Source organism: Streptomyces sp. NBC_01012 (assembly GCF_045162755.1).
Lineage (GTDB): Bacteria > Actinomycetota > Actinomycetes > Streptomycetales > Streptomycetaceae > Streptomyces.
Genome location: NZ_CP108688.1, coordinates 2,898,083 through 2,918,157, shown reverse-complemented (window position 1 = coordinate 2,918,157; position 20,075 = coordinate 2,898,083). Strand labels below are relative to the sequence as shown.

Genomic DNA, 20,075 nt, shown 5'->3' with positions numbered 1-20,075 from the left:
GGCCATGCCCCCGCGCCCGCCCGCTCCTTCGAACAGCGCAGGGAGGCTCAGATGCCCGCAGGAGAGCACACCGTCACCGGGGCCGCGCGTCGTACGGTGCTGCGCCGTGGCGCAGGGCTCGCGCTCGGTGCCGCGGCGGCGGCGACGCTGCCCGGGTGCGCGACGGACACCGGGGGCGGTACCACCGCCGACGGCCGGACCGTGGTCGAGCTGTGGCACGGACAGACCGACACCGGCCGCGTGGCCATCGAGAAACTGGTCACGGAGTTCAACCGCACCCACCCGGCCATTCACGTCGACTCCGGCGGCGGCGTACTGGCCGACTCGATGCTCCAGAAGCTGACGGCGGCCCTGGCCTCCGGATCCTTTCCCGACATCGCCTATGTCTTCGGGTCGGATCTCGCCAACGTCGCGCACAGCCCGTCGGTGGTGGACCTCACCGACACCTTCCGCTCGGGCCCCCTCCCGTGGAACACCTACTGGGCGCCGGCCCGTGACGCCGTCACGCTGAACGGCCGTGTCCGGGCCGCTCCCGCGCTGATCGACACCCTTGCCGTCGTCTGCAACAAGAAGCTCTTCGCCGATGCCGGGGTCCCGCTGCCCGAAGCCGGCTGGACCTGGGAGGAGTTCACCGAAACGGCCGGACGCCTCACCGACAGGAGGCGCGGCTCCTTCGGCACCGGATGGCCCGGTGTGGGCGACGAGGACACCGTGTGGCGTCTGTGGCCGATGATCTGGGACCTGGGCGGTGACGTCATCGCCGAGGACGGGCGCGGCATCGGCTTCGCCGATGTCGGCGTGCGGGCCCTGGAGACCGTGGAGACACTCGCACGCGAGCGGAGCGTCTACGTCGACCCCAAGCCCGACAGCGAGCAGCTCTACCAGGTCTTCCACTCCGGCCGGATGGGCATGGTCGTCACCGGGCCGTGGGAGCTTCCCGACATCCGCCAGGCGAAGATCGATTACCACGTGGTGCCGCTGCCCAGCTACAGCCGTAGGCCTCTGACCATCTCGGGCCCCGACACCTGGATGGTCTTCGACAACGGCTCCGGGCGCTCCGATGCCGCACGAACCTTCCTGCGCTGGCTCAACCAGCCCGCCCAGGACGTGCGTTGGGACATCCAGGCGGGCAGTCTCCCGCTGACCGGTCGCACCCAGGCGCTGGCCGCCTGGGAGAAGCAGGAGGCAGACACGCCGGGACTGCGGGTGTTCACCCACGCCCTTCGGTCCGCGCGGGTCCGCCCCACACATCCCGCCTATCCGCAGATCTCCCAGGCGCTCGGACAGGCCGTCATCGCCGTACTGCTCGGTGCGGACACCCCGGCCAAGGCGCTGCGTCGATGCGCCGACGTGGCCAACGCCGCACTGCTGATCCCGCGTTGAGGAGCACAAGGATGCCGAGCCTGCCTGCCCCACTCACCCTCAGCGACCGCGACCGGCCCGCACCCGCGCTGCGCCGCAAACGCCGCCGTGAGTCGATGACCGCCTGGTCCTTCATCTCGCCCGCGATCCTGATCATCCTGGGGCTGAGCGTCGTCCCCGTCGTGTGGTCGCTGCTGCTGTCGTTCCAGGCCGACGACCTGGTCACACCCAGCCGCTGGGTAGGACTGCAGAACTACCACGCGCTGGTCGAGGACCCGCACTTCGGCCAGGCCGTCCGCAACACACTGCTCTACACGCTGATGTACGTGCCGCTGAGCATGGCACTCGGGCTGACGCTCGCCGTCGCGCTGAACCGGCGCATCCGTCTGGTCGGCCTCTACCGCACCCTGATCTTCGTGCCGTTCGTCATATCCGCGACGGCCCAGGGCGTGCTGTTCTCCTTCATCCTCGACCCGCAGTTCGGGGCCGCCAACTCGGTGCTGCACAGCCTGGGGCTCTCGGCGCAGGGGTTCCTGACCGACCCGGGCCAGGCGCTGTTGGTCCTGGTGGCGATCTCACTGTGGAGCGGCACCGGTTTCTGTGTCGTGATCTATCTCGCCGCCCTTCAGGACGTGCCGCTGTCCCTCATCGAGGCGGCGCGGCTGGACGGCGCGGGGCACTTCCAGATCCTGCGCCATGTCACCCTGCCCGCCCTCGGGCCCGTCAGCGTGTTCCTCGTGCTGTGGCAGACCATCGAGTCCTTGCAGGTCTTCGACCTGGTGTACGTGACGACGAAGGGCGGACCACTCGGCTCCACGACCGTGATCGTCTACTTCATCTGGGAACAGGCCTTCAAGAACTTCACCGCCGGTTACGGCGCTGCCGCCGCCTATGCGCTCGCCGTCGCCCTGCTGCTGATCGGTGTCGTCCTGCGGGTGGCCAGGAAACGGCAGAACCATCGCCTCGAAGGAGCCGTACGATGACGGCGCCCCGACGCCCGAGGCTGCCGTTCAGCGCCTGGCACCTCGCGCTTGCCCCGCTCGCCCTGCTGTTCGCGATCCCGCTGGTATGGCTGCTGCTGAGCTCGGTGATGAGCAACAGCGAGATCAACCGCTTCCCGCCCGCCCTGTGGCCCTCCGGCATCGATCTGGGCGGTTACCGGTACGTGCTCGGCAACGCCCTGTTCCCTCAGTGGTTCGCCAACTCGCTGATCGTGTCGGCCGTCACGGTCGTCTCCAACCTCGTGTTCGGCGCGCTCGGCGGTTACGCGTTCGCCCGCATGCGGTTCGGCGGCTCCCGCGTGCTGCTGGCGCTGATGCTCGCCACGATGACCGTGCCCTTCCAGCTCACGATGATCCCCACGTTCCTGGTCATGAAGCGGCTGGGGCTGATCGACACCCTCGGTGCACTGATCGTCCCCTCGCTCGTCACGCCGTTCGCCGTCTTCCTGCTGCGCCAGTTCTTCCTGTCCCTGCCCCGGGAGCTGGAGGAGGCCGCCTGGATCGACGGCTGTTCCCGGCTGACGGTGCTCCTGCGTATCGTCCTGCCGCTGTCCCGGCCGGCGCTGAGCACGGTGGCGGTCCTGACGTTCCTGACCACCTGGAACGACCTGACCTGGCCGCTGATCGCGATCAACCACGACACGCACTACACGCTCCAGCTCGGGCTGACCACCTTCCAGGGCACGCACCACACCCAGTGGGCCGCGGTCATGGCGGGCAACGTGATCACCATCCTGCCGGTCCTGCTCGCCTTCCTCCTCGCGCAGAAGTCCTTCATCCGGTCCATCACGTCGAGCGGGCTCAAGGGCTGAGCCGCCGTCGCTCCTCCTCGTCACGACCGATGGCACCCACGTCACCCATGACACCGACCCGGACACCGACCCGGACACCGACACCGCACCGACACCCACGGAAGCCTGATGCCCTCCACCTTCGACCTGCTGGTCATCGGGGACGCCAACCCCGACATCGTCCTCGGACCGCTCGACACACCACTCGCCTTCGGCCAACGTGAGCAGCTCGTCGATACGGGCCTGCTCACACTCGGCGGCTCCGGCGCGATCATGGCCTGCGGCGCCGCCAGGCTCGGCATGAAGGTCGCGTTCGCCGGCCGCGTCGGCGACGACGACGCCGGTCGCTACGTACGGAGCGTCCTCGACGCCAGGGGCGTCAACACCGACGCCCTGCGCCTCGATCCCGGCCTGCCGACCCCGCTCACCACGGTGCTGACCCGGGCCGGTGACCGGGCGATCCTCACCGCCCCCGGCACGCTGCACGCCACCACGGGCGACGACGTCCCCGAGGCGCTGCTCGCCGACTCCAGGCATGTGCACGCCGCCTCCTACTTCCTCATGCCCGCTCTCGCGGAGGCGCTGCCCGGGCTGATGCGGGTGGCGCGCCGCCACGGCGCCACCACCTCGCTCGACACCAACGACGACCCGTCCGGCACCTGGCGCGGCGACGCCCTCGACGCGGTACTTGCCGTCACCGACATCCTGCTGCCCAACGCCCAGGAGGCGATCGCCCTGGCCGGCCTCGCGACCGGTCCCGTCAACGGCCCCGCTGACGGCCCCGCTACCGGTCCCGTCCTGCTCGACGTGGCCGCGGCCCGGCTCGCCGCGCTCGGGCCGCTCGTGGTCGTCAAGAACGGCGCCGACGGCGCCCTCGTCCATGACGGCCGCAGCGTCCTGCGGACAGCCGGTGTCCCGGCCCGTCCGAAGGACACCGTCGGCGCGGGCGACAGCTTCGACGCCGGTTTCGTCACCGCGATCCTGAACGGCCTCGGCGCCACCGACGCCCTCGATCTCGCCGCCGCCTGCGGTGCGCTGTCCACCAGGGCCCACGGCGGCACCCCCGCACAACCCACCTGGGACGAGGCGCAGGCAGCCGTCGCCCGCAACGGAAAGAACCCCTCATGACCACCAAGATCGTATTCATCGGCGCAGGAAGCGTCGTCTTCACCCAGGGACTGCTGGCGGACATCTTCGCCTTCCCCGAACTCAGGGGCGTCCACATCGCGTTGCACGACATCGACGCCGAACGCCTCGACACCGCCGAGGGCGCGGCCCGCGCCATCGCCGTACGGACCGGAGCCTCCCCGAGGATCACCGCGCACGCCGAGCGCCGGGAGGCACTGGACGGCGCCGATTTCGTCATCAACATCGTCCAGGTGGGCATGGGCGAGGCGACCCGCACCGACTTCGAGATCCCGGCCCGCCACGGGGTGCGCCAGACCATCGGCGACACTCTCGGCATCGGTGGCATCTTCCGCGCGCTACGGACCTTCCCGCTGCTCAAGGCACTGGGCGAGGACATCGCCGCGGTGTGCCCCGATGCGTGGCTGCTCAACTACACCAACCCCATGGCGATGAACGTGCAGTACCTCGCCCAGGCCACCGGCCTCAAGCGCGTCGTGGGCCTGTGCCACTCGGTGTACTGGACCATGCACGACCTGGCGGAGCTGGTCGGCGTCCCCTTCGACGAGGTCGGCTACCAGGCCGCCGGCGTCAACCACCAGGCGTGGGTGCTGCGTTTCGAGCGCGACGGAACCGACCTGTACCCCCTGCTGGACGCCCGTATCGCGGAGGATCCCGAGCTGCGTCGGCGGGTCCGCGTCGACATGTACCGGCGCCTCGGCCACTATCCGACGGAGACCAGCGAGCACTCCTCCGAGTACGTGCCGTGGTACCTGGGCCACGCGAGCGAGGTGGAGCGGCTGCGGCTCCCCATCGGCGCCTACCTCGGCATCGTCGACGAGAACGTCGCCGAGTACGAGAAGACCCGCGCCGCACTCGCCTCCGGGGCCGAGCTGCCCGTCGAGGGCACCCTGGAGTACGCCCCGCAGATCATCCACAGCATCACCACCGGCACCCCGCGCGCCGTCTACGGCAACGTCCCCAACCACGGACTCATCGACAACCTGCCGGCCACCGGAACCGTCGAAGTGCCCTGCCTCGTCGACGCGATGGGCGTCCAGCCCACCCGGATCGGCTCCCTGCCCGCCCAGTGCGCCGCCCTGAACCGGCAGTACCTGAGCATGAACGACCTGGTCGTACGCGCCGCCCTGGAGGACGACCCGCGCTCCGTCAGGCAGGCGGCCATGGCCGACCCGGCCACCGGGGCCGTGCTGCCCGTCGAGCGCATCTGGGCCTTGTGCGACGACATGGTGCGCGCCCACGGCGAACTGCTCCAGCCGTCCCTGCGCGCCGTCCTCGGGAGCTGATCACGGCACAGGCTGCTTCCGCCTGGTCAGGAGGGGGACGACGACCGGGGCCGCCACCCCCCACAGGAGAGGCCCCGGCCGTCTTCCACGGGGCCGCGGAGCGACCCCGTACTCATCTCAGCGCCGCCGGTGCGTTTTCTGTCACACCGCGCTGTGTCAGGAGACGGTTGCGGGTTGTACAAGTCATGGACGGGGCACCGTCCGACCCCGTAGCGTGCTGAGGCACGCAGCGTGGCGCAGTAGTGGTGACCAGCTACGATTCGGATCAGCGGGGCGGGTTGAGGGAGTGCTGGGGGACGACGCGGAGCTGACCGCCGCGGTGCTCGCGGCGCAGGACGGGGACGAGGACGCCTTCCGGACTGTGTACCGCGCCGTGCACCCACGGCTGCTGGGCTACATACGGACGCTGGTCGGTGAACCGGACGCCGAGGACGTGGCGTCGGAGTCCTGGCTGCAGATAGCGCGTGACCTCGACCGGTTCAGCGGGGACGCCGACCGGTTCCGAGGCTGGGCGGCCAGGATCGCGCGCAACCGCTCGCTCGACCACATACGGATGCGGGGCAGGCGCCCCGCGATAGGCGGCGACGAGAGCGAACTGGCCGCTGAGCCCGCCGAGTCCGACACCGCCGGCGAGGCGCTGGAGTCGCTGGCCACCGGACGCACCATCTCCCTCATCGCCCAGCTTCCCCAGGACCAGGCCGAGGCGGTCGTGCTCCGGGTGGTGATCGGGCTCGACGCGAAGAGCGCGGCCAGGACGCTGGGCAAGCGGCCCGGCGCTGTGCGCACCGCGGCCCACCGGGGACTGAAGCGGCTGGCCGAGCTGGTGGGCGCCGACCACGGCCCGGAGGACGAAATTCCGGCGGCGGGCGCGGAGCTCGGCGCCGTACCCGCGCAACGCCCCGGCCGTCAGGGTTCGGTGGCGCCCGCCGGTGTGACGCATTCGCGTCCGTGGACGCAGAAGGACATGTGATGGCCGACGAGCAGCACGAGTGGCTTGATGCGGACGCGGCGGAGATGTTGCTCCGCGGCGAGCCCGTCGAACCCGTCGGCGATCGTGCCAGGAGCCGGGCCCGTCGGCTGGAGGCCGCGCTGAGCACGGTGCGGGATCCTGCCCCCGCCGCGGACGAACTGCCCGGTGAGGCCGCCGTACTGGCCGCCTTCCGGGAGGCGTCCCGAGGGGGGAAGCGCGCCGGGGCCGCGAGCCCCGTCGGGCTCGCGAGTGAGCAGGACGCCCGGCACACCGTACGGATCGGGGCGGCCCGCACGGCCATGCCCGGACGGCCGCGCTGGACCCGCCCGCTGCGTTACGGCCTCGCCGTGTCGCTCGCCGGGTGCGCGCTCGGTGGCGTGGCGGTCGCCGGGGGCACCGGCATGCTCCCCGCGCCGTTCGGCGGGAGCGGCTCGCCCGCGCCCGCCACGTCGGTATCGGCGTCCGCGTCCCCCGAGGAACTGGGCGTCGATCTGCCCGACGTCGGCGAGCCGGCCTCTCCGTCGCCCTCCGTCAGCCCGTCCGGTTCGCCCGGCAGAGCGAAGGCCCCGGAAACGCCGGAGGACGGCGAGGCCGGGAGCGACGGGCGGACCGGGCAGGACGGCGGGTCCGCGACGGACCGCGAGGACACCGGCGGCGACAGCACTACCGGTGGTGGCAGCCAGGACGGCACGGGGGGACGCGAGGCACCCCAGGGTTCCAGGGCCGAGGTGTACAAGAAGTCGGTCACGGCCTGCCGCTCCTTCCGGGATGACACCCTGGGCGAGGCGGAGGAGTCCAGGCTCCTCGGACTGGCCGGCGGGAAGCAGAACCTGAAGCGCTTCTGCGACCGCCTCATCGACGCGGAGGACGGTGAGGGGGGCGGTGATCACGGCCAGGGCCAGGACGACGACCGGAACACCGTCGGGGAGGGCGGCGGGAGCGGCGACGGCGAGTCCTCCCTTCCCCCCATCGGCTTCCTTCCGCCGACCGAGGAGAGCACGCCGGACGCGGGCACCGGGGACGGGACGGACGCGTCGAAGAGCCCGTCGCCCGCGCCCTCTCCTCTGCTCATAGCTGGCTGACCTGCGCAAACGCCTCAGCTGTAACGTTCTTCGGCGGTGCGGCGCAGTAATGAGTGCCGACTGGTCATCGGCCGCGCGACGAGCCGGGGTTCCCCCCGTACCTTCGGCTCCGCGCACCCGGCGCGGGTGGGACACGTTCCCCCGGTCCCGCCCGCGCCCCTTATTCGGTTGAACGCTCTACCAGTAAATGACGACCTTGTCGCCGTTCCGTACCTGGGCGTAGAGCGACGCGATCTTCCCCTCGTCCCGTACGTTCACACAGCCGTGCGAGGCGCCGTTGTAGCCGCGCGCCGCGAAGTCCGAGGAGTAGTGCACGGCCTGGCCGCCGCTGAAGAACATGGCGTACGGCATGGGGGAGTCGTAGAGCGTCGAGACATGGTGGCGGGACTTCCAGTACACCGAGAAGCTGCCGTCGCGGGTGGGCGTGTACTGCGAGCCGAACCGCACGTCCATCGACGAGACGACCTTGCCGTCGATCATCCAGGACAGCGTGCGGCTCTTCTTGCTGATGCACATCACCCGGCCCTTCATGCAGCGGGCGTCGGGCTTCGCGGCCTTCGGGGCGGGGGCCGGCGGGTCCAGCTCCTTCGCCGTCGGTTGCCGCGTCATGGCGAGCAGGCGCTCCCAGGTCACGGTGTCGGTCCGCCCCGTGCGGGACAGGCCCCGCTTGCCCTGGAAGGACTGCACGGATGCGACGGTCACCGTGCCGTAGTAGCCCGTGGGGCTCCGGTCGAAGTGGCCGATCTGGCGCAGCCGCGCCTGGAGCTCCCGCACCCGCTTGGTCCGGTCCCCGACGGACATCAGGGTGCTGGGCTGCGGGGAGGGCCGTGCGCTCGGTGTCCGCGTGTGGGTGGCCGACGGGGTAGCCCCGCCGCCCGGCTTGGCGTCGTCCGTGGGCTGCGCGGAGGTGGGCCGTGCGGAGGCGGGGCCCGCGGAGGACCCCGTGGGGGCCGCGGTGGGTTCCGCGGCCCCCACCGTCTCGATCTTGCAGCCCGTCGTCAGCGTGGCCAGCGCGACCACACCGGCGGCCGCCACCGCCGTCGTGCGCACTCCGCGCGCGTACCCGTTCGTCCGTATGCGTCTCATCCTCGGCCCCCTGGTTCGCGCCCGTGGTTCGCGCGTGGATATCTCATGAGACGGATTCCCGCGCTGCCCGGTTGCCGAATCCTGCGCATAGTGGGAGACCTACGCAGATCGAAGCGGGAGGCACAGCAGATGACGCGTGAGTCCGAGTCGGGGCTGCCCATCGAGCCGGTGTACGGGCCGGAGACGCTCGAAGGCTGGCGGCCCGAGGAGAAGCTGGGCGCCCCTGGTTCGTTCCCGTTCACGCGTGGTGTCTACCCCACGATGTACACGGGCAGACCCTGGACGATGCGGCAGTACGCGGGATTCGGCACCGCCACCGAGTCCAACGCCCGCTACAAGCAGCTGATCGCCAACGGCACGGCGGGTCTGTCCGTGGCCTTCGACCTGCCCACCCAGATGGGGCACGACTCGGACGCTCCCATCGCCTCCGGCGAGGTCGGCAAGGTCGGTGTGGCGATCGACTCCATCGACGACATGCGTGTCCTCTTCGACGGCATCCCGCTGGGCGAGGTCTCCACCTCGATGACCATCAACGCCCCCGCCGCGCTGCTCCTTCTCCTCTACCAGCTGGTCGCGGAGGAACAGGGCGTTCCGGCGGACCGGCTGACGGGCACCGTCCAGAACGACGTGCTGAAGGAGTACATCGCCAGGGGCACGTACATCTTCCCGCCGAAGCCCTCGCTGCGGCTGATCGCCGACATCTTCAAGTACTGCCGGGCCGAGATCCCCAGGTGGAACACCATCTCGATCTCCGGCTACCACATGGCCGAGGCGGGTGCGTCGCCCGCGCAGGAGATCGCCTTCACCCTGGCCGACGGCATCGAGTACGTCCGTACGGCCGTCGCGGCCGGCATGGATGTCGACGCCTTCGCGCCGCGGCTCTCCTTCTTCTTCGTGGCCCGTACGACGCTCCTCGAAGAGGTCGCCAAATTCCGTGCCGCCCGCCGGATCTGGGCGCGGGTGATGCGCGAGGAGTTCGGCGCGAAGAACCCCAAGTCCCTGATGCTGCGCTTCCACACCCAGACAGCGGGCGTCCAGCTCACCGCACAGCAGCCCGAGGTCAATCTGGTCCGGGTCGCCGTGCAGGGTCTTGGCGCGGTCCTGGGCGGCACGCAGTCGCTGCACACCAACTCCTTCGACGAGGCCATCGCCCTGCCGACGGACAAGTCGGCCCGCCTCGCCCTGCGGACCCAGCAGGTCCTGGCGTACGAGACGGATGTCACGGCGACGGTGGACCCCTTCGCCGGTTCGTACGTCGTCGAGAGGATGACCGACGACGTCGAGGCCGCGGCCCTGGAGCTGATGCTCAGGGTCGATGACATGGGCGGCGCGGTCGAGGCCATCGAACGCGGTTTCCAGAAGGGCGAGATCGAGCGCAGCGCCTATCGCATCGCGCAGGAGACGGACAGCGGCGAGCGCGTCGTCGTCGGGGTGAACCGCTTCCGCCTCGACGAGGAGGAGCCGTACGAACCGCTGCGGGTCGACCCGTCGATCGAGGACCGGCAGGCGGCCCGGCTGGCGCGACTGCGCGCGGAGCGGGACCAGGGGGCGGTGGACGCGGCGCTGGCGGAGCTGAGGACGGCGGCGGAGGGTACGGACAACGTGCTGTACCCGATGAAGGACGCCCTGCGGGCGCGGGCCACGGTGGGCGAGGTCTGCGACGCGCTGCGGGAGGTCTGGGGGGCGTACGTCCCGACCGACGCGTTCTGAGAGGCCGAAGGTCTGAAGTTCTGAGACGCCCAGGGCCGATCTGCCGCATTCTGGACCGCCCGGGCGGATTGTCGTAGCCGCGTGCGAGACTCCGTTCATGCTGGGTGTCACCGATCTTCCGACCTATCTCGCCGGCCTGGTGCTGATCATTCTGCTGCCGGGGCCGAATTCGCTGTACGTGCTGTCCGTAGGCGCCAGACGTGGTGTGCGCACGGGTTATGTGGCCGCCGCCGGAGTGTGGACCGGGGACACGATCCTGATGACGCTGTCCGCGCTGGGCGCCGCCTCCCTGCTGCAGACGACGCCTCTGCTCTTCGCCGTCGTCAAGTTCGCCGGCGCGGGCTATCTGACCTGGATGGCGATAGGGATGATGCGGTCGGCCCTGTCGATGTGGCGCGAGCGGCACCAGCACATGGCCGAGCTCACGGATGAGGACGGCGCGCCCGCCAAGGAGGCGGAACACCCCTTCCGGCGGGCGCTCGTGGTCAGCCTGTTCAATCCCAAGCTGATCCTTTTCCTCATCTCCTTCTTCGTGCAGTTCGTCGACCCGGGTTACGCCTATCCGGGGCTGTCCTTCCTGCTCCTGGGCACGCTGCTGCAGATCGGCAGCTTCCTCTACCTCTCGGCGCTCATATTCGGCGGCACCCGCCTGGCCGCCGCGTTCCGCCGCCGCAAGCGGCTGTCGGCGGGGGCCACTTCGGCGGCGGGTGTGCTGTTCCTCGGGTTCGCGGCGAAGCTGTCGTTCAGCAGCGTCTGAGCGTGGCGGCCGGTCAGCTGTGCCGACCAGGGGTGCCGGTCAGTGGTGCCAGGCCTTGCCGCCCACGTTGTGGATCATCCGCTGGAGGACCTTGAGCGCGGCGACGAACTCCTCGTCCGGGATGCCGGCGTGGATCTCGCCGCTCGCCCTGCTGACGCGTTCGAACGCCCTGGCGCGCAGTGCGTGTCCCTCGGCGGTCAGTCGCAGGCGGGCGGTGGGGTCCTCGGTGACCAGGCCCTGCGCGATGAGGGCGTCGATCTCGGGCTCCAGTGCGTCGCCGACGTTCAGATAGCCGCGGAGCATCGCGACCACTTCGGCGCGCGGACGGCCCCGTTCGTCCGCCTCGATGAGCTGGTTGAGGACCCACCAGGGGGGCTGGGTCAGGCCGTGTTCGGCCAGTGCGGCCCTGATGTGGGTCACGGTCGCTTCGTGGGCGGCCCAGCTCCAGTAGCCGATGGGCTGCCGTGCCAGTCCTGCGTCGTCGTGTGAGTAGTCCATGTCCTGGACCGTAGGACCTCAAGCAAGGTTGAGGTCAAGGCCGAGCCGTGCGGCGTATGCGGCGAGCCCTTCGGTGTTCTCGCCCGCCCAGCCGATGTAGCCGTCGGGCCGGATCAGGAAGAGGCCCTTGCCGTAGGTCTCGACCGCCTCCGTGCGGAAGGTCCGCAGCAGCGGTCCGTCGTGCGTGGGCAGTGCGGTGTCCGTGCCGACCGCGAGCAGCGTGAAGTGCGGCCCCCGGTAGACGTCGAAGAGCCGCCTGCCGTCGCCCGCGGGACCGTCCGGCGCGCGGTCGCCGGCCTCCAGGAGCCCTGCCCTGCCGGATGCCAGCGGGCCTTCGCGGTAGCCCAGGCCCAACTGCTGGGCCGCGGCACCGCGTTCCTGCTCGCCCCGGTGGATCCGGGTCGACAGGCCCAGCATCTCGGCGGCGATCGGGCGGCGCTCCTGCTCGTAGGTCTCCAGCAGGCCGGCGGGCGCGCCGTGCAGCAGTACCTGGCCGAGCTTCCAGCCGAGGTTGTAGGCGTCCTGGACGCTCGTGTTCAGGCCCTGGCCGCCGGCCGGGGAGTGGATGTGCGCCGCGTCGCCCGCGAGGAAGACCCGGCCCGAGCGGAAGCGGTCGGCCAGTGCGGCGCGCGGGCGGAAGTCCGAGGCCCAGCCCACCTCGGTGACGTCGTCGGCGCGCAGATGGGTGCGGGCCGCGACGAGCGCCCGTACGCCCTCCGGCGAGGTGTCGGGCTCCCCCTCCTTGAACTGGGCGAACAGCTGGAAGTCCGGGGTGCCGGGCAGTGGGCACAGTGCGGCGATGCCCGTGTCGCTCAGGAAGCCGTGCCAGTTGTCCCGGTCGAGTGCCCCCTCCGCCAGGCGTACGTCGGCCACCAGATTGGACGAGGGGTCGACGGTCTCGCCCTCCATCGTGATGCCGAGCGCCCGCCTGACGGTGGAGCGTCCGCCGTCGGCCGCGACCAGGTAGGAGGCGCGGACCTCGCCGGTGGTGAGCTGTGCGGTGACCCCGTCGGCGTCCTGCGACAGGCCCGTGAGCGCGGCGGAGAACAGGACGTCACCGCCCAGCTCGCGCAGCCGGGCGAGCAGGATCTCCTGGGTCCGCCACTGCGGCATCAGCCAGGGCTCGCCGTACGGCTCCGCCTCGGTGGGCGCCGCGCGGCGGAACATCTCGTACTCGCTCTGGCGCTCACCGTCCTTCCAGGCCAGCCCGACGGGGGCGGCCCCGCCGTGCTCCCGTACGGCGTCGCCCACCCCGAGGTCGTCGAGCACCTCCCTGGTGCGCGGCTGGATGCCCTTGCCGCGCGAGCCGGGGAAGAGCGCGGGTGCCCGCTCGACGAGGAGCACGCGCACCCCGCGCCGGGCGAGATCGCAGGCCAGCGCGAGACCGCTGGGGCCCGCGCCGGCGACCAGGACCTGAGTTTCCTTAACGCTGTTAAGTTCCATGGTTGGGAGTGTGCGCTTAACGCTGTTAAATTGTCAAGGTGGGTATGACGAAGATCGACCGGGCGCGTGTCGCCGACACCGCGCTGAGCCTGCTGAACGAGGTGGGCCTCGACGGGCTGAGCCTGCGCGCCATCGCCAAGGAGCTGGACGTCAAGGCGCCCGCGCTCTACTGGCACTTCAAGGACAAACAGGCACTGCTCGACGAGATGGCGACGGTGATGCACCGCCGGATGCTGGAGGGTGGGCTGCCGGGCCCCACGTCCCACACCTGGCAGCGGCAGATGGTCGCGTACCAGAGCGTCGTGCGCGCGGAGCTGCTGCGCTACCGCGACGGCGCCAGGGTCTACAGCGGCGCGAAGTTCACCGGCACCGAGTACGCCGACGGCCTGGAGGCGCACCTGCGCACCATGGTCGACGCGGGCTTCGAGCTGTGGCAGGCCGTGCGGGCGGGCACCACCGCCAACGCGTACACGATGGGCTTCGTCACCGAGGAGCAGGGTGTCCGGCCCATGCCCGACGAGCGGCGGGAAGGGTACGACATCGAGGAGCGGGCCGGACGCCTGGAGCGCTATCCGCTCGCGGCGGCGGCCGGGGCCGAGATCTTCGCCCACTACGACGAACGCTTCGAGGACGGGCTGTGGATCGTCGTCGCGGGAGTCGAGGCGCGGTACGGCGTGAAGTAGCACGGCGTGAAGCAGCACGGCGTGCGGCAGCACGGTGCGGCGCCCGGCCCTGCCCCCCGGTGTCCCGACCGGCGCGGGTCACCCGGGCGACGCCCAGAGTTCACCGTTCGTCGGGCCGGGAGACACCCACTCCTTCATCCACGTCCGTAGCGTGTGCGGACCAAGATCGAAGGCGAGGGCCCGCGTGCCGAAACTGTCCGTTGTCGTTCCGTTCCACAATGTCGGCGCCTACGCCGACACGACCCTGGGCAGCCTTGCCCGCAACGCGGGCCCGGACATCGAGTTCCTGCTGGTCGACGACTGCTCCACGGACGACACCCCGGCCATCGTCGACCGCTGGGCCGACAGACTCCCGCACGCCGAGGTCATCCGGCACGAGAAGAACGTGGGCATCGCCGCGGCCCGCAACAGCGGCATCGACGCGGCCCGGGGTGACTTCGTCACCTTCCTCGACGGCGACGACTGGTACGCCCCCGGCCACCTGGAGCGGCTGCTGCACGCCGCCGCCGAGCTCGACTGCGACTTCGCCCGCACCGACCACGTCCAGGCGACCGGGACCAGCCGGGTCGTCCGGCGCGCCCCCGCCCGGCTCCGTGACACCGTGCTCGACCCGCGCGAGGGCATCGCGTCCCCCGAGTGGGAGACCCTGGTCGACTACCCCTTCGTCTGGGCGGGCGTCTACCACCGGCGGCTCTTCGAGGACGGCGGCCACCGCTTCACCACCCGGCTGCGCACCGCCGAGGACCGGCTGTGGGTCTGGCAGCTGCACCTGCGGGCCCGCACCTGCGCGGCGCTGAGTCTGTACGGGGTCTTCTACCGCCGGGGTGTCACCACGTCCCTGACGCAGATCAAGGACTCCCGCCAGCTGGACTTCTTCCCCGCCTACGACGCGGTGATCGACGAGATCCGCGAGGACCCGGACGCGGAGCTCCTCCTCCCCAAGGCGGTCCGCACCTACTGCGCGATGATCGCCTTCCACAACGAGAAGGCCGACGCCTACGAACCCGCGACGTTCCGGCGTCTGCGCCAGGAGTCGGCAGCCGCGCTGCACCGTATGCCGCAGCAGGTGCTCGACCACACCCTGACGATGATGGACACCAGGCGCAGCACTCTGCTCAACCGCCTGCGTGACAAGCAGAAGGCCGCCTGACCCATGCCCACGCGCACCCAGATCTTCCAGGTCTCGACCCTGTACGGCGCCGCCACGCTCGCGGCGGCGCTGGACGCCGGCTGCTTCGGACCCGGGCAGGACAGCCACCGCATCCTGCTCGTCTCCAACAACGCGGCGGTCCCCGAAACCGCCCTCAGGCTCGACGAGATGCGCGGCTACGGGGACATCGCCGCCCGCTTCGACACGGTCGTCGACTGGAACGAAGCCATCAGCCCGCACCACCCCAGCGGCTGGGGCCCGCGCGCCGAGGAGACCGAACTCTGGCAGCGCGCCTTCCGGCTCGCCTGGGACATCGCCCCCGAAGCGCCCGTCGACCTCGCCGTCGAGTCCATCCAGGTCAACCCCGCCCGCGCGCTGGCCGCGATCTTCTCCGAGAGTGCCGTCCACGTCTACGCGGACGGCCTGATGAGCTACGGCCCGACCCGCAACAAGGTGCCACGGTCCATCGCCTGCCGCGTCCAGCGGGTGCTCCACCTCGACCTCGTACCCGGACTGCGCCCGCTGCTCCTCGCCGAGTCAGGCGTCGAGCCCGAGATCGTCCCGGACGACGCCTTCCGCAAGGTGCTCGGTGAGATCGCGGCGGCGGCGGACGGCGACCGGAAGCTCGCCGATGCGGAGGCCGGCGCCCCCACGGCCGTACTGCTCGGCCAGTACCTCGCCGCGCTGAACATCCTCACGGCCGAGGAGGAGGAGGACCTGCACCTGCGCATGCTGCGCGGTGCGGCGCGGGCCGGCCACACCTCCGTCCTCTTCAAGCCCCACCCCACCGCGCCGGCCCGCTACTCCCGGGCGCTGGACGACGCGGCGAGCGCCCTCGGGGTGCGGCTCACCACGCTGGACAGCCCGCTGTTGGCGGAGACGCTCTACGAGCGGTGCGCGCCCACGCTCGTCGTCGGCTGCTTCTCGACCGCGATGTTCACCGCCGCCGTGTACTACGGCATCCCGGTGGCCAGGGTCGGCACCCGCCTCGTCCTGGACCGCATCACTCCGTACGAGAACAGCAACCGCATCCCGCTCACCATCGTCGACCACCTCGTGCCCGACCTGGACGAGCAGGCGGGCGAGCCCGTGCCCGAACTCCCCTCCACGGCACCGGAATCCCTCGCGCCGCTGGTCAGGACGGTCGGCTACTGCATGCAGTCCGGGCTCCACCCCACGCTGCGCGCCGAGGCCGAGTCCTGGCTGCGCGACCACCTCGGCACCACCACCCAGCACTACTTCAAGCGGCGTCGCCTGCAGAAGCTCACCCTGCCCGGCGCCGGCCCGCGAGGAGCGGCGATCCGGCTGCGCCGCACCGTGCGGCGCACCCGCAGCAGCCTGGGCCTCTGACCCCCGAGCCGGGGCGCGCGCCCCGGCGGCCACTGATCACAGAACGGCGGAACGAGCATGGGCCAGACCTTCACGGGGCTGCTCAAGGCAGTCCGGGCGAGAACCGGGCAGGGCGGCACCGCACAACCGGGCCCCACGGCCGCCCTGCGCCTGTGCGGCGACTACCTCGCGGGCCTCACCGGGAGCGGCCCCCTGGGCGACGCCCGGCAGACCCGGCTCGTCGCCGCCATAGGGAGCCTCACCACGGCGACCGGCACGGAGGGCCTGTTCGACGCCCTGCTCCGCACCGGGCAGCGCGCCCTGGAAGCGGAAGGGGACGCGGAGACGCGCCTGGCCCTGGGCATCGCCATGGAGGCGACCGAGCTGCGGCCCAGGTCCAAGGGCGCCTGGCGGCTGCGCGGCGGGGCCCTCGACGCACTGGGCCGCCGCGACGAAGCGGCGCAGGCCTTCGAACGCCATCTGGAACTCCAGCAGAACCCGGCGGCGGCCGAGGACATCGCGCGCCGCATCACCACCCTCGAAGAACAGCGCGCCTGCCTGGACGAGGCCGCCGCCCTGCTCCCCGGCGAGGACGGCACCCGGCTGCGTGCCCTGCACAACGCCCCCGCCGGGCAGGCCCGTACCGACTTCGCCGAGACCGTACGCCGCCGGACCGCCGAGGGCGGCGGCACGGCGGACCCCGAGGTCCGTCGCCTCACCGCCCTGTACGCCGCCCACCGCCGGCTCCTGGACCGGGGCAGGATGGCCGACCCCCTGCTCGGTGGCGCCGAGCCCCTCGGGGTCGGCGCCCTGCGCCGCCTGGTCGACGGCCGTTCCGTCTGCCTGGTCTCCGGTGCGGCAAGGATCGCCGACGAGGAACGGGAACCCGGCAGCAGGCTCGGCAAGCTGATCGACGGATACGACCTGGTGGTGCGCTGCGACTCCCTCCCGGCCGCCGCCCCGCGCACCGACGTGCACGCGGTCACCCTGCGCGGTGACACGCCCTGGACGGGCCCCTCCTGGGACCGGCGCACCGGCACCCGGCTGGTCTTCGCCGACTCCCTGTCGCACTGGCGCCGTTCGCTGCGCTCCCGCCTGGTCACCGGCGCGCAGGACCACATCGGCGACGCCTCGCTGCGGCACCCCCTGGACGATCCGGCGCTGCTCGGCGAGGACGGCTGGGGTCCGAGGACCGGCACCGCGTTCACCGTCGTCAGGCTCCTGGACTTCCTGGACACCGCCGACCGCCTTGACCTCATCGGCTTCGGACTGCCGGGTCAGCTGCTGCCGCGCGAGCGGGACTGGGTCACGGCCCGCGCGACACACGAGGACGAGACCGAGATGAGGACCGCACTGCGATGAACCCCTCTGCCGAGCCCACCGACGACAGACGCCCAGGGCCCGACGCCCACCACGGCCGGACAGGCCCCACGGGTCCGGACCTCGCCGCCGACGACCGTCGCGCCGTCACCGGCAAGCGGAGGATCGCGTTCGCCGCGTACGCCGACGAGGAGAGGATGCCCGGCCTCCTGGTGCTGCTGCGCAGCCTCGCGCTCGCCGACCCCGCCGTCTGCGAGGACTTCCTCCTCCTGCACCCGGGACTTCCGGACTCCGCGCTCGACGCCGCCCGCCGGCTGCACCCGCGCCTCGTCCCGCGTATCGCGGACAGCCGCCTCGACGTCTTCCGGGCGACCGGCTACGACACCGTCATCGCGCTCGGCCCCGGCATGGTCGTCCTCGGCTCCCTCCAGCCGCTGCTGGCCCTGCGCACCGGGGTGGCCGCCGTGCCGCGGCCAGGACCCGGCGGCGGACGGACCGTGCGCGACGGCGGGCTGCTGGTCATCCAGCGCCAGGACGTGACGGACGCCGTGCTGGACGCGCTGGCCGAAGGCGGCGAGGACGCGGTCGACCGTGCGCTGGCCGATGCGGGAATCCTGGAACCGCTCGGCACCCGCTACGACTTCCCGGCCGGCCGGCTGTACGACGACACCCCCGTACCGGACAGCACCGTCGTCCTGCACTTCGCCGAGCATCTCGACCCCGGCGCTCCGGCGCGCGAGGCGCGTGAGCGCTTCGAACTGGACGACACGGCGTTCCGCGCCGCCTATTGCGCCCTGCGGGGCCCCAAACACCCCGAGCTGCTCCTGCACTGCGCCCTGCCGCTGCCCGAAGGGGGGCGTGCGCCGGTGGATCTGGTCCGGCAGGTCGCGGAGGTGTACCGGCAGCAGGGCCGCTACGACGAGGCCGTCACCCTGCTGACCGCCGCCGTGGCGGACCGCCCTGACGTGCCGCGCTGCCACGAGACGCTGGGCATCAGCCTGATGGCCCTGTCCCGCTACGAGGAGGCCGAGACGCACCTCCTCCTGGCCACCGTGTCACCGGACTTCGCGGCCCGCGCCTACGGCCAGCTGGCCCGGCTCGCCTGGCTGCTCGGCCGGACCTCACAGGCGCGGGCGTACGCCCTGGAAGGCCTCGACGCCGACGCCACCGACGGCAACTGCCGCGCCTGGTACGCCCGTACGAACAGTCTTGTGCAGGCGGAACCGGCTGGGGAACCGGCACCCGCCGCGGAACAGCTCGCCCATGTCGCCCTGTTCGCCGACGGGCAGGAGAACGCGGGCGACAAGGTGCTCCCCGAAGCCGTGCGCCAGTGCTTCGGATCCGACACGGGACCGGCCCGCTGGCACGAGCGGTCCGTGCATCTGCTGGTCGACGAACCCGGCCTGGAGGAGCTGAACGCCAGGCGCGGCATCGTCGTCGGCGGTGGCGGCCTCTTCCTCCCGGACACGGCGCCCAACAGCAACAGCGGCTGGCAGTGGAACATCGCCGACGACGTCCTGGCCCGGATCACCGCGCCGCTCGCCGTCTTCGCGGTCGGCTACAACGTCTTCGACGGCCAGCTCTACCGCCGGGAACGCTTCGCGGCGAGCCTGCGCGCCCTGGTCGGGAAGTCGTCCTTCTTCGGGCTGCGCAACCAGGGTTCGGTGGACCGGGTCAGGGAACTCCTGCCCGAGGAGCTGCGCGAGCGGGTGCGCTACCAGCCCTGCCCCACCACCGTGGCCCGCCACCTCGACCCCACCCTGGACGGCGACGGCGACGGCGACGGCGACGGCGACGGCAGCGGCAGCGGCAGCAGCGGCGACGACCGGGACGACACCGTGCTGATCAACTGCGCCTACGACCGCGCCGGTCTCCGCTTCGGCCACGACTACGGCCACTTCCTGGCCGAGACGGCCGCCGCCGTACGCGACATCGGCAAGCGGGCCGACGTGCGTTACGCCGCACATATGCCGGCCGACGAGAAGTTCGTGCACGACCTGCGCAGGGAACACGGCATCGCGCTCCCGGTGGAGCCGCTGTACCTGTTCAGCAACGACCGCATCCGTGAGCTCTACCGGCGTACGCGCCTGGTGATCGGGATGCGCGGGCACGCGGGAATGATCCCCTTCGGCTGCGGCACGCCCATCATCAGCCTGGTCTCGCACCCCAAACTCGCCTACTTCCTCTCGGACATCGACCGCCCCGACTGGGGCGTGTCCGTCCACGACAGGGCACTGGGCGCCCGCCTCGCCGAGCGTGCCGCGGCCGTGCTGGACGACCACCGGGCCGCCGTGGCCGATGTGCACGGCCGGCAGGAGCGCCTGTGGTCGGTCACCCGCGCCAACCTCACCGAGCTCCAGGACATCTTCGGCCTGCCGGTCCCGCACGTCCCGGGCCCCAGAACCGCCCAGCCGGCACGGGGACTTCACCTGCCCGACACCCGGACGAAGTGACTGTTCAC

At 71.6% G+C, this 20,075-nt stretch carries 17 protein-coding genes; 14 read left to right on the top strand and 3 right to left on the bottom strand.

What is annotated here, in order from left to right; all coding sequences use genetic code 11:
- Positions 1 to 51: 51 nt before the first annotated feature.
- From OG623_RS12855 to OG623_RS12825, 7 genes are all read left to right on the top strand, one after another.
- Positions 52 to 1,383: an ABC transporter substrate-binding protein gene (locus OG623_RS12855; RefSeq protein ID WP_406146452.1), complete on the top strand. Its 1,332-nt coding sequence runs from the start codon at positions 52 to 54 to the stop codon at positions 1,381 to 1,383.
- 11 nt (positions 1,384 to 1,394) lie between these two features.
- Positions 1,395 to 2,345 carry a carbohydrate ABC transporter permease gene (locus OG623_RS12850; RefSeq protein ID WP_406146450.1) on the top strand — a complete coding sequence of 317 codons (951 nt, stop codon included), beginning with the start codon at positions 1,395 to 1,397 and terminating at the stop codon, positions 2,343 to 2,345.
- Complete coding sequence (locus tag OG623_RS12845) at positions 2,342 to 3,175, top strand: carbohydrate ABC transporter permease (RefSeq protein WP_406146449.1); 834 nt, start codon at positions 2,342 to 2,344, stop codon at positions 3,173 to 3,175. The genes OG623_RS12850 and OG623_RS12845 overlap by 4 nt, the downstream gene beginning before the upstream one ends.
- Before the next feature lie 108 nt (positions 3,176 to 3,283).
- Positions 3,284 to 4,282, top strand: a complete 999-nt coding sequence (locus OG623_RS12840) for a carbohydrate kinase family protein (protein WP_406146448.1) — start codon at positions 3,284 to 3,286, stop codon at positions 4,280 to 4,282.
- On the top strand, positions 4,279 to 5,586 hold the full coding sequence (locus OG623_RS12835; RefSeq protein WP_406146447.1) for an alpha-glucosidase/alpha-galactosidase: 1,308 nt from the start codon (positions 4,279 to 4,281) through the stop codon (positions 5,584 to 5,586). Before OG623_RS12840 ends, OG623_RS12835 begins: the two co-directional genes overlap by 4 nt.
- A 286-nt stretch (positions 5,587 to 5,872) precedes the next feature.
- Entirely contained in the window at positions 5,873 to 6,556 is a 684-nt protein-coding gene (locus OG623_RS12830) for an RNA polymerase sigma factor (protein ID WP_406146445.1), read from the top strand.
- Complete coding sequence (locus OG623_RS12825) at positions 6,556 to 7,638, top strand: hypothetical protein (RefSeq protein ID WP_406146444.1); 1,083 nt, start codon at positions 6,556 to 6,558, stop codon at positions 7,636 to 7,638. Before OG623_RS12830 ends, OG623_RS12825 begins: the two co-directional genes overlap by 1 nt.
- A gap of 177 nt (positions 7,639 to 7,815) precedes the next feature.
- Here the strand turns inward: OG623_RS12825 and OG623_RS12820 are convergent, their stop codons facing one another.
- Positions 7,816 to 8,724: a L,D-transpeptidase family protein gene (locus OG623_RS12820; RefSeq protein ID WP_406146442.1), complete on the bottom strand. Its 909-nt coding sequence runs from the start codon at positions 8,722 to 8,724 to the stop codon at positions 7,816 to 7,818.
- Positions 8,725 to 8,853: 129 nt separating this feature from the next.
- Here OG623_RS12820 and OG623_RS12815 point away from each other — a divergent pair, with 129 nt between their 5' ends.
- Both OG623_RS12815 and leuE read left to right on the top strand, forming a co-directional pair.
- Positions 8,854 to 10,434: a methylmalonyl-CoA mutase gene (locus OG623_RS12815; protein WP_406146440.1), complete on the top strand. Its 1,581-nt coding sequence runs from the start codon at positions 8,854 to 8,856 to the stop codon at positions 10,432 to 10,434.
- A 97-nt stretch (positions 10,435 to 10,531) separates the two neighbouring features.
- Complete coding sequence (gene leuE / locus OG623_RS12810) at positions 10,532 to 11,191, top strand: leucine efflux protein LeuE (protein WP_406146439.1); 660 nt, start codon at positions 10,532 to 10,534, stop codon at positions 11,189 to 11,191.
- Positions 11,192 to 11,230: 39 nt separating this feature from the next.
- Here leuE and OG623_RS12805 read toward each other — a convergent pair whose 3' ends face one another.
- Both OG623_RS12805 and OG623_RS12800 read right to left on the bottom strand, forming a co-directional pair.
- Positions 11,231 to 11,689, bottom strand: a complete 459-nt coding sequence (locus OG623_RS12805) for a MarR family winged helix-turn-helix transcriptional regulator (protein WP_406146438.1) — start codon at positions 11,687 to 11,689, stop codon at positions 11,231 to 11,233.
- 18 nt (positions 11,690 to 11,707) lie between these two features.
- Positions 11,708 to 13,132: an FAD-dependent monooxygenase gene (locus OG623_RS12800; RefSeq protein WP_406146436.1), complete on the bottom strand. Its 1,425-nt coding sequence runs from the start codon at positions 13,130 to 13,132 to the stop codon at positions 11,708 to 11,710.
- 44 nt (positions 13,133 to 13,176) lie between these two features.
- Here OG623_RS12800 and OG623_RS12795 point away from each other — a divergent pair, with 44 nt between their 5' ends.
- The 5 genes from OG623_RS12795 to OG623_RS12775 all read left to right on the top strand — a co-directional run bounded on the left by OG623_RS12795 (position 13,177) and on the right by OG623_RS12775 (position 20,067).
- Entirely contained in the window at positions 13,177 to 13,815 is a 639-nt protein-coding gene (locus tag OG623_RS12795; RefSeq protein WP_406146435.1) for a TetR/AcrR family transcriptional regulator C-terminal domain-containing protein, read from the top strand.
- Positions 13,816 to 13,999: 184 nt separating this feature from the next.
- A complete protein-coding gene (locus tag OG623_RS12790) occupies positions 14,000 to 14,965 on the top strand; it encodes a glycosyltransferase family 2 protein (RefSeq protein ID WP_406146434.1) in 966 nt (321 codons plus the stop codon).
- 3 nt (positions 14,966 to 14,968) lie between these two features.
- On the top strand, positions 14,969 to 16,315 hold the full coding sequence (locus OG623_RS12785) for a polysialyltransferase family glycosyltransferase (protein WP_406146432.1): 1,347 nt from the start codon (positions 14,969 to 14,971) through the stop codon (positions 16,313 to 16,315).
- Between the two features lie 57 nt (positions 16,316 to 16,372).
- Entirely contained in the window at positions 16,373 to 17,656 is a 1,284-nt protein-coding gene (locus OG623_RS12780) for a hypothetical protein (RefSeq protein ID WP_406146431.1), read from the top strand.
- On the top strand, positions 17,653 to 20,067 hold the full coding sequence (locus tag OG623_RS12775; protein WP_406146429.1) for a polysaccharide pyruvyl transferase family protein: 2,415 nt from the start codon (positions 17,653 to 17,655) through the stop codon (positions 20,065 to 20,067). The genes OG623_RS12780 and OG623_RS12775 overlap by 4 nt, the downstream gene beginning before the upstream one ends.
- Positions 20,068 to 20,075: the final 8 nt, after the last annotated feature.